The 12,769-nt window shown below is 62.6% G+C and carries 10 protein-coding genes and 1 pseudogene; 3 read left to right on the top strand and 8 right to left on the bottom strand.

Going from position 1 to position 12,769, the window contains the following annotated elements; genetic code table 11:
* Both BANT918_RS16485 and BANT918_RS16490 read left to right on the top strand, forming a co-directional pair.
* Positions 1-257: transposase (locus BANT918_RS16485; protein WP_208618148.1), on the top strand; the 257-nt coding region annotated here is incomplete at its 5' end.
* Between the two features lie 178 nt (positions 258-435).
* Positions 436-846: a hypothetical protein gene (locus tag BANT918_RS16490; protein ID WP_145997010.1), complete on the top strand. Its 411-nt coding sequence runs from the start codon at positions 436-438 to the stop codon at positions 844-846.
* Between the two features lie 249 nt (positions 847-1,095).
* On the opposite strand, the pseudogene BANT918_RS17865 reads toward BANT918_RS16490, so the two are convergent.
* The 8 genes and pseudogenes from BANT918_RS17865 to BANT918_RS16530 form a co-directional block, all read right to left on the bottom strand.
* Positions 1,096-1,604 (bottom strand): annotated as a pseudogene (locus BANT918_RS17865) (integrase core domain-containing protein); the annotation flags it as partial.
* 456 nt (positions 1,605-2,060) lie between these two features.
* Positions 2,061-3,620 carry a multicopper oxidase family protein gene (locus BANT918_RS16495; RefSeq protein WP_101621181.1) on the bottom strand — a complete coding sequence of 520 codons (1,560 nt, stop codon included), beginning with the start codon at positions 3,618-3,620 and terminating at the stop codon, positions 2,061-2,063.
* A 48-nt stretch (positions 3,621-3,668) separates the two neighbouring features.
* On the bottom strand, positions 3,669-4,457 hold the full coding sequence (locus BANT918_RS16500; protein WP_418904426.1) for a F510_1955 family glycosylhydrolase: 789 nt from the start codon (positions 4,455-4,457) through the stop codon (positions 3,669-3,671).
* Positions 4,458-5,912: 1,455 nt separating this feature from the next.
* Positions 5,913-6,182: a hypothetical protein gene (locus tag BANT918_RS16510; RefSeq protein ID WP_101621183.1), complete on the bottom strand. Its 270-nt coding sequence runs from the start codon at positions 6,180-6,182 to the stop codon at positions 5,913-5,915.
* A gap of 34 nt (positions 6,183-6,216) precedes the next feature.
* Positions 6,217-8,541 (bottom strand): heavy metal translocating P-type ATPase, encoded by a 2,325-nt coding sequence (locus BANT918_RS16515; RefSeq protein ID WP_101621189.1) that lies wholly within the window; start codon positions 8,539-8,541, stop codon positions 6,217-6,219.
* Positions 8,531-9,532 (bottom strand): heavy metal-binding domain-containing protein, encoded by a 1,002-nt coding sequence (locus tag BANT918_RS16520; protein ID WP_101621184.1) that lies wholly within the window; start codon positions 9,530-9,532, stop codon positions 8,531-8,533. The genes BANT918_RS16515 and BANT918_RS16520 overlap by 11 nt, the downstream gene beginning before the upstream one ends.
* A 1-nt stretch (position 9,533) precedes the next feature.
* A complete protein-coding gene (locus BANT918_RS16525) occupies positions 9,534-9,743 on the bottom strand; it encodes a heavy-metal-associated domain-containing protein (RefSeq protein ID WP_101621185.1) in 210 nt (69 codons plus the stop codon).
* Positions 9,744-9,805: 62 nt separating this feature from the next.
* Positions 9,806-11,365 carry an MFS transporter gene (locus BANT918_RS16530; protein ID WP_101621186.1) on the bottom strand — a complete coding sequence of 520 codons (1,560 nt, stop codon included), beginning with the start codon at positions 11,363-11,365 and terminating at the stop codon, positions 9,806-9,808.
* Between the two features lie 159 nt (positions 11,366-11,524).
* Between BANT918_RS16530 and BANT918_RS16535 the strand changes: the two genes are divergently transcribed.
* Complete coding sequence (locus BANT918_RS16535) at positions 11,525-12,172, top strand: TetR/AcrR family transcriptional regulator (protein ID WP_101621187.1); 648 nt, start codon at positions 11,525-11,527, stop codon at positions 12,170-12,172.
* Positions 12,173-12,769: the final 597 nt, after the last annotated feature.

The raw sequence follows: 12,769 nt of genomic DNA on the forward strand, positions 1-12,769 counted from the left end.
GGCAGAAGATCTGGTCGAATAACCCGATCGAGCGGTTGAACCGGGAGATCAAACGCCGTGCTGATGTCGTTCAGATCTTTCCGAACCGGGAGTCGGTGACTCGGTTGATCGGGGCCGTGTTGCAGGAGCAGCACGAGGAATGGCAGTACGGTGAGCGACGCTATTTGTCGGAGATCTCGATGCGCAAACTCGTGACGGTGTTGCATGGGCAGGCCGAGGTCGACCCGGTCGGGGTGGTGATGCCACTGACCGCGTGATTCGTAGCCCGACCCCGCTGCTTAATACCAAGTTAAAGGAACTACCGAAGAACACCACGAAAAGGGACTTGACCTGACCAGCGAACCCGAGACTCAGGAATACACGTCGGCGGGTCAGGTGGTCTCGAAACTGGACGGGTCTGCATCCGGTGTGGCCGCGCAGGCTCAGAGTTCACGAATGGGACGCTCGGAACGGTTGGGAGACGAAGCCAAGAGGATCACCCGCCAGGTCGAGGAACGGTCCAAAGCAGCAGTGGAGCGTGTGCGGGGTGAGGCCACTGATACGAGCAAGCTCTCTCCAGCGTTGAGCGTCTATCGAGCTGAGCTGGAGCGGTTAGACAAAATGTGCTCGACCGGGCTGAAGGCTTACTCGGCCGCGGTGGATTCAGCAGACAGCACAGCTCACGAGGACGAGTTGAAGACCCACGAGTCACAGTTGGTGGATGCTCACGGAAAGATCCAACACCTACAGGAGAATCTGAAAGGGGTCGAGGCGAAAGCAGGGAGCACACCCAACGAACCAGTCTCACCAGATCATTATGCTCCAGCTACGCCACAGCAGTCGACGGCTATACCCAGTGTTGAGTGATAAAACTGCTCCGTGATCGCGATTCTCACGATGAGAGTGTGACCATGGAGCACATGATCGAAGCACAACGTCGGATCGTTAACCCCAAAGGATCCGCCATAGCACAGAATGCTGGAACAACTATCAGCGACGTCGGAATTGGCGTCCCCGGCTTGGACTGAAGGGCAAAATGATGAGCACGATCGAGAAGTACTTTGCGGATAACGGAAGTTTTCAGGTCAAGTGGTACCAAGGTGAGTGAAGCGACGGTTAAGCAGCTTGTACTTCGGCCATCTTCTTCGGTTCGTTTATTCATGCTGGCCCGGTAAAGCCAGGATCTTGGAATCAGTAGCGATGCTGAAACGGTTGGAGTGTTTGGTCCCGGGCAGTCGCCAGGGTCTTCGAACGCTTCAGAGCCACCGCATCAGCGAAACCATAATTCACGTTGGCAGGGGTGTGGAACCCGATCCCGGGGTGCTGGTGATTGTGTACCGATCCACGAATCCGCTGATGAAGGCACGCGCATCGGGCCGGGAAGCGAAGCGGTTCGGGAACGCCGGCCCGTACTTCAACGATTTAAAGAGCGCCTCGCCTTATGGGTTGTCGTTGCTCACGCGGGGCCTGGATTGAGGCCGGGTGACTTCAAGATCTGACAGCAGCCCGGCAACGGTCTTCGATGTCATCGAGGTTCCACGATCGGCCTGGACGACATCGTGGATGCCATGGATGCCATGGATGCCGAAGATCTTCTTCACTATCTCTACCGCAAGCATCCTTGATGGGGCCGGCGTACCGTTGCCAGCTCTCCACTGAACTCGGGGTGATCCAATCACAGCCTCGGAACACGATTGGCGGCGCGGATGGCCGTGATGGATTATATCGAGTCTTGGTACAACCGTCAGCGTACGAATGCCAGGGTTGGGCATCGGAGACCGGTACAGGCTGTTAACGAGTATCAAGAGACTGGCCAGTCCGACCTGGCAGTGTAGGAGAAACAATCAATGAACTGTCTCAAAAACTTGACGAGAGCAGACCATGGACTGGTGAAAACTGAGTCAACGTTGTGCGGAAGCGTTTTGCAGAAGGGCCCACATCACAGTGCAGGGTGATCAGCTTGGCGTCGGGGATACGAGGGATGTTTCCCACCATCGGTCGGAGTGGTGCATGCTCGCGGTGGATCTTCATCTCGTGACGTACAGCCAGGCGCCGAGACCCTGCCCCGTGGGAGCAATCGTCTAGTTGGTGTAAGAGAAAACTCCCATCATTCCTTGCTCGGCGTGGTAGACGTTGTGGCAGTGAGTCAGCCACTGCCCAGGATTATCGGCATCGAATAACACCCGCACGGTCTCGCCCGGCCGGACGATCACCGTGTCCTTTCGTGCCCCGTCGTTCCCAACTTGGAATGTGTGCCCATGCAGATGCATAGGGTGCCACATCATGGTGTCGTTGATGAAAACAACCTCGACCCGTTCGTCGACCTTGACCTCGAAAGCCTGCGCATACGGTGTCTCCAAATTGAATCGGTGGCCGTTGATGCCCCAGTCGAATTTGGCCATACCCCCGGTGAGGTGGAGCTCATGAGTTCGGTCCGTTGCCTTCTCTGACAGTGCGACCGAGGGATCCGCCTGCAGTTTTCCGCCGTCGACGACCTTGCCTTCGAGTGTGTCCGGCAGCTTCGAGGAGGCAGGGATCTTTCCTGAACCGGCGTCGATATAACCGACAGCCTGGCCGATTTTGCCTTCGGGCAGGGCAAGTACGGCTGTCGTCCCCGACTGAACCTTCACGAGGGCATCGATCCTCTCGCCCATTCCCAGCACGACTGCGTCGACGTCTGTATGACGTACGGGGTACCCATCGGTGTGAGTGGGCGTGAGCTGTTGCCCCGGGAGTCCCACACGGTATGCCGTATCTCCGGCGGCATTGATGATCCGCAGCCGGATGACGTCGCCGGCCGCGGCCTCCAGTGTCTCGGCTTCTTCCGGATCTTTTCCGTTGAACAGGTGGACTGGGTAGTCGACGTCTCCTGCGTCTCCTCCCAAGTAGTCGCTGCCCGAGCCCATGGACATACCGGCCATGCCCCCGCTCTTCGTGCCCTGACCACCAGTTGGCGTGGACCCGTGGTCCATCCCAGGCATGGACCCGTGGCCCATCCCGGACATGCCTTCGGCCAGGCGCTCGAGAGTCTCGTCAGGCGTCGCGTCCAGGCCATCGAGCCAGTCGTCGAGAACGATGACCCAGTCACGGGTGTACTCAAGCGGCTCGTCCGGGTCCTCCACAATCAGGGCGCCCAGCAGGCCACGGTCGCGCTGGGTACCGACATGCGAGTGATACCAGTGTGTTCCCGGGTGAGGCACCCGGAAATCGTAGGTGAAGACGGAATCAGCAGCCACGGCATCTTGCGTGACGCCTGGGACACCGTCCTGGTCATTGCGCAACGCCAGGCCGTGCCAATGGATGCTAGTCGGTTCAGGCAACTGGTTGTCGACGACTGCACGCAGTTGGTCTCCTGCTTTAGTCCGGATCACCGGCCCACGGATCGCGTCGTCATAGCCCCACGTGGCTACGCTCTTCCCGTTCACGGTGCTTTTGATGGGCGAAGCGGTGAGCCTTTTCGTCACTTCGGTTCCCGTTGTGGCGCGGCGTGCTTCGCGAGTGGCGACAGCAGGGTCGGTGGGCAGAATCCGCGCCGAAGCAGAAGAGGGGCCGGTTCCTCCTGAACAAGCTGAGAGGCCAGCAACAGCTACCCCAGCGGCGGAGAAGGAGAGGAAACGGCGGCGGTCGATGAAAGGGGTCATGGTAGGTCCTTGAAAGTTGGTGCGGCGAAGATAAGGAAGGCACGTCGTTCAGACATCGGCAGACGCCTCGAAGGTTTTGCCTTCGTCGATCGATGTCAGCAGCCCTTCGGTCGTTGCCACATGAAGGAGAATTTCGCCGTCGGGGCTGACTCCGAACACGTCCTGTGGTCCGGCGAAAGCTGCCCACTGGATGACGGGGGCACCGGCGAGTGGCCCCCACTTGTTTCCCCCGTCGACTGAGCGCTGCGGCCCCGACTCCGTAGTGGCAAGAAGCGTGTTGGTGGTTGGGTCGGCGGCCAGGGAGAAGGGGCCGAAAGGCACTTCGACGATGTTCCAGGTGAGTCCGTCTTCACTGGTGCGCAATGCCCCATCGAAGCCCACGACTCCAGACTTGGTGCTCGTGAGTGCATGGAAATCAGATTCCCCTTGCCTCGAGAGGGTCTCCCAAGTTTCGCCTCCATCGTTGCTGCGCAACAGGCCCACGGGATCCGGGCCAGGCTGCCCGGCAGCGGGGTGGCCGGAGGCATAGAAGACTTCCGCGTCATCCGCTGCGGCGAACCCCATCATGTCGAAGTCCGGGCCGATCTTCCGTGCAGGTTCGGTCGACACGTCGAATAGCCCTTCATGAGTGGCCAGCAGGATTTCCCCACTCTCGGCATCCGCCGACAGTCCGTGGACATGCCCGCCGGGCAAATCGTCACTGGCCGCAGGCGTGGGATCAGTTGTTTCTACCGTGGAGGAACAACCTGCCAGAGCTAGGAACAGGCTGGTGGCCACCATTGGGAGGGCTGGTGGGCGAACATTCCGGGTAGGACGTGATACGGGAGGTATTTTCATGGTCGTGAATTTCCTTCAGGACGCAGGGGGCACATGACCCACGCTGGTGGCGGCACGCCAACTTGCAGATCCGGAGCAGGATCGCGGCGCGCCAAGTGAACTCGTATCGCCGGGTGAACACCCGGCTGGAGGCGAGTTGGTGGTCTACGTCCTATTGATGGAAAGCGAGCCTGGATTAGGCCCCAATGGGTGGTACGTCACCGAGTGCTTCAGCGGCTGCAGTGGGCGAGGCGCGTCGGCCGGCCAGCCGATGGACGACGGCACTGGTGCCGCGAGTTGCTGATCGGGAGAAACTGTGAGGCACCCGTCATGGAAGGTGGTCCCGGCAGAGCAAGTCCCGGAGTCACCAGCCAGGGGCGCTGGTGTTTCGCCAGCGACTTTCGACGCCGCGGGTCCAGGCCCCACATCGAGTCCAGGGCTGCATTGCCGCTGAGTTTCAGTGAGATGAGCCGACAGTGCGGCTCCGTGTACCGACTCGGCGACGCCGGCTGGGGCATGGGTCATACCGGTCAGGCACGTCACAACGGCCAACAGGAGGAGAATGACAGTTCTTCGCGGACAGGCATGCGCGACACGGGCGAACCGGTGTGCGAACATGTGTCAACTCCTGTGGTCCAGCAAACTACGTCGACCACAATCTGTCCTTGTGGCACGGGACGAAGGGTGGCCGCAGGCGCGAAATACGCCTGCGTCGATCATACCCCCGGGGTGTAGGTGTCGGGCAAACTGGCGGTGACCTTTCAAACCCGGGGTTTGACAGAGAATAGCCGAAGTGGTTGGTGAAGATATCGTTGAAGCCCACCACAGGGGTGTGAACAAGGAGCTTGATACAGTGCAGCCGGTGGAACCGTCCTACATGGAAACCGTGACCGGCATGGCCGCCGTGGCTCTTGCTTGCTCATTCTGCCGGGTGAGAGTGACGCTCCCCGGCTCGTCGCGAACGGTCCTCCGAATGGCTGTGGTTCGTATGTTCGTCGTTCATATCCGACCCGTTTTTCGTGTCCTCGGCCAGGAGCGTCTCGCCGTCTGCTGCTACGAAGCAGGTTGTATCTCGCTTTCGACGACCCACGTGTGGTACGTCATCGTCATGCAGTCCGCCTCGCAGTTGACGAGGTAAACGCACTCCTCTGCTGACCTGGCGATTGCGGCCTCGGGGCCGTTTATGTGGTCGTTCGGAAGGGTCATCTCGGAGTTCACGGGGTAGCTGGGGTCGGCAGCTGTCGTCCTTCCCTCGGACCTGGGATGTAGGCGCTTTTGGTTCTCCGACGGGCAAACTCATCGTCCAAACGATCGCGATTCGTGGTCATCCCCATTAGACACCGTTCGATGGGGTGACCACTGGGCGAGCATGACTTGTCGTCATGTTCCACCTGCGCCCGGAAGTTGCAGCTTTGAGGAGAGGGACTCCGCGCTTCCCGATAAGTGTGAGAAGCGCGGAGCCTGCCCCACCGACCGCTACGCGGCAGCGGCGTAGCAATCGGGATCGGCGTCGAACAGCGGGCCGCAAGAGGCGCAGCACAGCCAGTATCGCTGGCCGTTGTGATCGCGGTAGAGACCGGCGGCCTCAGCGTCAGTCTTGACGACCGGGGTGCCGGCCATCACTGGGCATTCGGCCATCTCGGTGTCGGGGGTCTGAGCAACGGCGTCAGCGCTCGGCGCGTGGCCGCAGCAGCCGCCTCCACCGGACGAGGTGTCGGTCAGGTTCAGGTTTTCGTGTGCAGTCATCGGGTTTCCCTTCTTGTTGTGTGATGACAGTTGGTCAGGCGTTCACCGGCTCACGGGCCGGTGCCGGGCCGGCGGGTGCCGGCGCGCGGTCGTCGTCCGCGCGGGCCTTGAAGGTCCGCAACCGGAGGCTGTTGGAGACCACGAACACCGACGACAGTGCCATGGCCGCTCCGGCGAGCATCGGGTTGAGCAGCCCGAAGGCGGCCAGTGGGATCGCGGCAGCGTTGTAGGCGAAGGCCCAGAACAGGTTTGTCTTGATTGTGCGCAGCGTCCGCCGCGCCAGCCGAATCGCGTCGGCGGCGGCACGCAGATCACCCCGGACGAGGGTGATGTCGGCGGCCTCGATGGCAACGTCGGTGCCGGTGCCCATCGCCAGGCCCAGGTCGGCCTGGGCCAGTGCCGGTGCATCGTTGACGCCGTCGCCGACCATCGCGACGACCTTGCCCTCGTCCTGGAGGCGGGCGACAACGTCGACCTTGTCCTTGGGCATGACTTCGGCGATGACCTTCTCGATGCCGACCTCGGCGGCGACCTGCTCAGCTACCGCTTGGTTGTCACCGGTCAGCAGAACCGGCGTCAGACCCAGCTCCTTGAACTGTGCGATCGCTTGGGCGCTGGTGGGCTTGATCTGGTCGGAGACGACCAGCACACCCCGCGCAGCGCCGTCCCAGGCGATAGCGATCGCGGTCTTGCCCTCTGCCTCCGCGGCCTGCTTCGCGACCCGGAGGTCGTCGCCCAGGTGGATCGACCAGTCCGCCAGCAGCGACTCCCGGCCGGCCAGGACGGCGTGGCCGTCGATGACTCCTTGGACGCCCTTGCCCTCGATGTTCTCGAAGGACTCCGGCGCCGGTAGGTCACCGACCTCGGTTGTCGCTCCGGTGGCGATGGCCTGAGCGATGGGGTGCTCGGAGTAGTCCTCCAGCCCGCCGGCCAGGCGCAGCAGCTCGGCACGGTCAACCCCGTCAGCAGCGATCACGTCGGTCAGGGTCATCTTCCCTGTGGTGACGGTGCCGGTCTTGTCCAGCACGATCGTGTCGACCTTGCGGGTGGATTCGAGGGTTTCGGGGCCCTTGATGAGCACGCCCATCTGCGCACCGCGCCCGGTGCCAACCAGCAGCGCGGTCGGAGTGGCCAGGCCGAGAGCGCAGGGGCAGGCGATGATCAGCACGGCAACGGCGGCGGTGAAGCCGGCCGACAGCGGGAAGCCTGCGCCAATCCAAGCTCCGAGTGCAGCGACGGCGATGGCGATCGCGATCGGCACGAACACCCCGGAGACACGGTCGGCCAGTCGCTGGATCTCAGCCTTGCCAGACTGGGCGTCCTCGACCATCTTCGCCATGTGCGCCAACTGGGTATCCGCACCCACCCGCGTCGCCTTCACAACGAGTCTGCCGCCGGCGTTGACGGTCGCACCCGTGACAGGGTCGCCTTCTGAGACCTCTACCGGCACGGATTCGCCGGTGAGCATGGAGGCGTCGATCGCGGAGTTGCCGGAGGCGATCGTCCCATCGGTGGCGATCTTCTCGCCGGGACGGACGACGAACTCATCGCCCACGGTCAGCTCATCGACCGACACACGCTGTTCAGCGCCGTCGCGCAGGACGGAGACTTCCTTTGCCCCCATCTCCAGCAGGGCACGCAGGGCAGTCCCGGCGCGGCGCTTGGAGCGCTTCTCGAAGTAGCGGCCCATCAGGATGAATGTGATCACCCCGGCTGCGACTTCGAGGTAGATGTTCCCGAGCCCGTCGGAGCGGGAGATGGTCAGCTCGAAGACGTGGGTGACGCCGGGCCTGCCGGCGGTGCCAAAGAACAGGGCGATGATCGACCAAATCATCGCCGCGCTCGTGCCCACGGAAATAAGCGTGTCCATCGTCGCTGCCCCGTGGCGCAGGTTCATCCACGCCGCCTTGTGGAAGGGCCATCCGGCCCAGACCACGACGGGGGCGGCGAGGACGAGGGAGGCAAAGCCCCAGTAGTCGAACTGCAAAGCCGGGATCATCGCCATCGCGATCACTGGTACCGCGAGGACCGCGGAGCCGATAAGGCGCTGACGCAGAGATCGCAGTTCGGCGTCCTCGGACGACTCGCCCTCCTCGCCCGAGCTGTCACCGGGGCCCTTGGCACGCGTCGGGAGTGCTGCGGTGTAGCCGGTCTTTTCGACCTCGGCGATCAGGGCCTGCGGGTCCAGGTCGTCGGGGCCGGTGACACTTGCCTTCTCGGTGGCGTAGTTCACGCTGGCGGTGACGCCGTCGAGCTTGTTGAGTTTCTTCTCGATCCGGTTTGCGCACGAGGCGCACGTCATGCCACCGATCTGCAACTCGATGCCTGCGACCCCGGTACTGGTGTTGTTAGCGGTCATGGCCTTCTCCTTCCTGATGCTCGCCATTCGTGCCCGACTCCTGATCGGAACCTCCACCGTCGGAGAGCCTGGCGTCGCTCTCGCCCGAGCTGGTGGTCGTATCGATCACCAGCGGGGCCGTGTGGAGCTCGCCGTCAACTTGGAAGTCCAGGTAGAGCAGGTAGCGGCCCTCGGTGGGTGCGGTGGCCTCGAATACGATTTCCGGACCAGACGTCTGGCCTGCCTGCGGCTCGTCCCCGTGGGGGTGGACGTGCAGGTAGGCCAGGTCCCCATCCCGTAGCGCGACGAGGTGGCCGAAGGCGCCCAGGTAGGGCTCCAGCTCGGTGACTGGTTCCCCGGCACGGGTGATGGTCATGGTCAGCGGCGAGGCCGCACCCGCGGTGAGATCGCCCTCCACGCTGACGTCGAAGCCGTCGACGGTGGTCGTGGTGACCGGTTCGGTGGCCGGTGCGGGATCGTAGGCACCGCCCACTTGCACCGAGGTCGACAAGGTCAGACCTTCACCGGCGTCCGCCGGAACGAAGTCCGCGAAGATCCGGTAGGACCCCGCTGCGTCCCACTGCCAGGGGACCGTCCAGGCGCCGTCGTCGTTCATCTCTGGGTGGACGTGGCGAAAGTGCTGACCATCTGCGCGAACGGTGATCAGGTGCAGTTCTTTTTCGTGCTCTAGTTGAAAGTCGGTCACCGGGTTTCCGTTCGGGCCTGTGATCGTCAGGGACAGGCTCCCCTCGGTACTGGTGTCAGTGGGCGCGATGACTGCGGTGAGCTGGTAACCGTCCTGCGCGATACCCAGGTCGAGGGCGGCCGTGTGGCCCTCGAGGCCGGCGGTATCCACGGCGTCTTCGTCCTCGTTGTGGGCGTTGTCCTCGGTATCTTCTGACCAGCTCTGAACGGTTTCCTCGGGGATGGCCGCGTTCGCCGTGAATCCAGCCACGGCGAACACGGCCACGAGGACCAACCCGTACAGACCCAGCCGTGTAGGTGCCTTCATCTCAGCTCCTGACAGCTGTGTATCCGGCCTCGTCGACCGCCGCGATCACTGCGGTGTCGTCGAGCGAATTGTCGGTGGTCACAGTCAAGCAGCCGGTGGTCGCGCTGACCTCGATGCCCGTGACGCCGGAGATCTCGGAGACCTCCGCGCGGATCGCGGTCTCGCAGTGCCCGCAGGTCATCCCGGTCACCTGATACTCGGTTGTACTCATGGCGTGAAACTCCTTCACTCGTGTATTACTTCTAGGAACCATATACCCCTATGGGGTATAAATCAACGGGTGGCTGTCTCGTCGGCGGCCTGCTGTGCCTCGCCTGTGGGGCGGACGTGGCGCAGGCGGGTTGCGGCGATGATCGCGGCGACCCCGGCAACGACTGCCGAGACGATCGCGGCGGTGTTCAGACCGCCGGTGAACGCGTCCTGGGCCGCAGTCACCAACTGTTCACCGAGCGCTCCCGGTAGCTCCCTGGCCGAGACCAGTGCGCCATCGATGCTGTCGGCGGCCGCAGCCGCGGCGTCGGCGGGCAACCCGTCCGGGAGTGTTCCCGCAATCTGATTTCGGTAGGCAACCACGCCGACACTGCCGATCAGCGCGACGCCGAGGGAGATGCCGAGATCGTTCACTGTGGTCGCCAGGCCCGAGGCGCCACCAGCCTTCTCCGGCGGGACCGAACTCACTACCAGATCGGTGGTCAAGGCCATCGACGGGGCCACACCGGGATAGGTGATCACGAAACTGGCGATCACCAGTGCCAGGCCTGTCCCAGTGTCGAGTTGGGTGAACAGGACGTAGCCGACGACCTGCGTGAGCAGGCCGATCGCGATCACATTCCCGGGTCGGAACTTCCGGGCGAACACCGGTGAGAGGGTGGAAACCACGATCAGTACCGCTGCTGCCGGCAGAATCGCGAACCCGGCCTGCAAGGGTGAAAGGCCCTGCACCTGCTGCAGGTACTGCGCAAACAGCTGGTAGACACCGCCAAGGGCGGCCGCGGAGAGCAGGAAGACTGCGAGAGCCCCGCTGACGGTCCGGTTGCGGAACAAGCGCACGTCCAGCAGCGGTTGCTTCGCGCGCAGCTGCTTGATTACGAACCACAGGCCGATCAGAGCACCGACTACCAGCAGTGCAATCGAGGGGCCTGCTGGTTGCTGCGTGGCGAAGCGCTTGATGCCGTAGATGATCGCCAGCAATGACGCCACCAACAGCAATGCACTGAAGAGATCGAACCGTGCTGTGGGGTCGCGGTGCTCGGGCACCAGGAGTGGCGCGCCGATGACCACCAGGGCCATGATCGGGACGGCCACCAGGAACGTGGCCTCCCATCCATACGCCTCTAGCAGAAGCCCGCTCAGCAACGGGCCAAGCGCGACACCAGCTGAGATGCCGCCGGCCCATATGCCGATCGCAACGCCGCGCTGTTTCGCATCGGAGAACAGCACGAAGATCAACCCGAGCGTGGCGGGCAACATCATCGCACCGGCCAGGCCTAGGACGGCGCGCCAGACGATCATCAGTGACGGCTCGGTCGTCAGCGCTGCTGCGATGGAGACGACTGCGAACGAAATCGCACCGATGATCATCAGTAGTCGTTTGCCAACCCGATCACCGAGCACGCCCATTGCGACGAGGAACCCGGCCATCACGAAGCCGTAGATATCGAGAATCCATAGCAGCTGTGTGCTCGACGGGTTCAGGTCTGTCGCTAGATTCGGTGCGGCCAGGAACAAGATCGTGAGCATCATGAACAGCAGGGTGGAGGGGATCACGAGGATCGCCAGGCCCCACCACTGCTTGGCGCTGGTTTGTGGCGCTGGTGCGCTCGTGCCGCTCATGTCGCATCTCCTGCAGTCGTGTGTGTCCTACTCATGGTGCTGCCCCTTTCCTGTGCGTCCGTCGCTGTTCCGGCGACGTCACCGTAACTCAATCATCGGTGTACGAGATGTAACAGCTACACTATCTCATACATTCCCATACGACTTGTGAGGTGGACGATGCCGACGAAGAAGGCTCCGGCAACACGGGGCACCCGACGTGTCCCGACGACAACGAACCGCGCGGCCAACCAGCGCGCCGATGCCCAGCGCAACCGCGCCAAAATCCTCGCGGCGGCCGTGACAGCGATCCGAAAGAATCCCGACGTCTCGGTCGCCGACATCGCCGCCGAGGCCGGTGTAGGTCGCATGACCCTTTATGGGCACTTCCAGACCCGAGCTGAGCTCATTGAGGAAGCGTTGGTGGACAGTCTCGAACGTGGCGAGGCAGTGCTGGAAAACGTGTCTCTCGACGGCGAGGCCGCCCAGGCGTTCAGGCAACTGATTGGTTCTAGCTGGACTCTCGTCGACCAGTCTGGGGCCTTGCTGGCGGCCGCGCAGAAGGAGCTTCCCGCAACCCGCATCCGTGAGTTGCACGAGAAGGCCGAAACACGCATGCGCGAGTTATTGCTGCGGGGCCAGCGCGAGGGCGTGTTCCGCATCGACTTGCCCGTGACCTGGCTGCTGACCACTGCTCACGTTGTAATGAATGGCGCCGCAGAGGAAGTTCGAGCTGGACGACTCGACCCCGATGACGCGCCGTGGTTCATCGACGCGATCTTGCTGCCATCCTTCACCGCGAACGCCACGACGAACGGAGCGCCATGAGAACCCGCGCCGTTGACGTCATCGGCGCAGGCAGGTGCGAACGGAACCTCCGCCGTGAAGGCCTTGTCTACTTCGGAAGCCGATGTCGAGATCGAGCTCCTCACCCGAAGCGGCGAACAGACATACAACCGGACATTGATTAGTAATGGCGTAGCGATCGGACAGAACAGACCGCGCTATCTGTCAAAGTTGTCCGGACGAGTACCGGCACTGTCCGCAGTGACAACCCACGGATCCGAGAAATACGCTTCTCCTCTGGCAATACTATGGCCTATGTCGCTTGGATCATTGCGACCGGAATCCGACCGCGGATCCTCGGCGAGACGATCACCGGTTGTTGCCAAGCTGCGAGCGTGGGCCAGCGGACGACCTTGTACTCGATCACCGACGCTGTGCGTGTGCGTGACTTGATTGAGGGCAGGCGTCCGGTACTGGTTACGATGTTTGGGGTCGGGTAGATGGCTTCGGAGTGGATCGCCCCGGGGATAATAGAGGCAGGGAGATTGGAAGAAGGAGATTCTCTCATGCCAGTGAAATATACCGACGAGCTCAAGGCTCGTGCCGTCGAGCTCGTCATTCATGCTCAAGCAGAAACGA

The organism is Brevibacterium antiquum CNRZ 918 (assembly GCF_900169145.1).
Classification (GTDB): domain Bacteria; phylum Actinomycetota; class Actinomycetes; order Actinomycetales; family Brevibacteriaceae; genus Brevibacterium; species Brevibacterium koreense.

Coding starts and splice junctions, on each gene's coding strand:
- BANT918_RS16520 (WP_101621184.1), bottom strand. CDS start 9,532: ATGAAGGCACCTACACGGCTGGGTCTGTACGGGTTGGTCCTCGTGGCC.
- BANT918_RS16490 (WP_145997010.1), top strand. CDS start 436: ATGGGACGCTCGGAACGGTTGGGAGACGAAGCCAAGAGGATCACCCGC.
- BANT918_RS16525 (WP_101621185.1), bottom strand. CDS start 9,743: ATGAGTACAACCGAGTATCAGGTGACCGGGATGACCTGCGGGCACTGC.
- BANT918_RS16535 (WP_101621187.1), top strand. CDS start 11,525: ATGCCGACGAAGAAGGCTCCGGCAACACGGGGCACCCGACGTGTCCCG.
- BANT918_RS16500 (WP_418904426.1), bottom strand. CDS start 4,457: ATGAAAATACCTCCCGTATCACGTCCTACCCGGAATGTTCGCCCACCA.
- BANT918_RS16510 (WP_101621183.1), bottom strand. CDS start 6,182: ATGACTGCACACGAAAACCTGAACCTGACCGACACCTCGTCCGGTGGA.
- BANT918_RS16495 (WP_101621181.1), bottom strand. CDS start 3,620: ATGACCCCTTTCATCGACCGCCGCCGTTTCCTCTCCTTCTCCGCCGCT.
- BANT918_RS16515 (WP_101621189.1), bottom strand. CDS start 8,541: ATGACCGCTAACAACACCAGTACCGGGGTCGCAGGCATCGAGTTGCAG.
- BANT918_RS16530 (WP_101621186.1), bottom strand. CDS start 11,365: ATGAGCGGCACGAGCGCACCAGCGCCACAAACCAGCGCCAAGCAGTGG.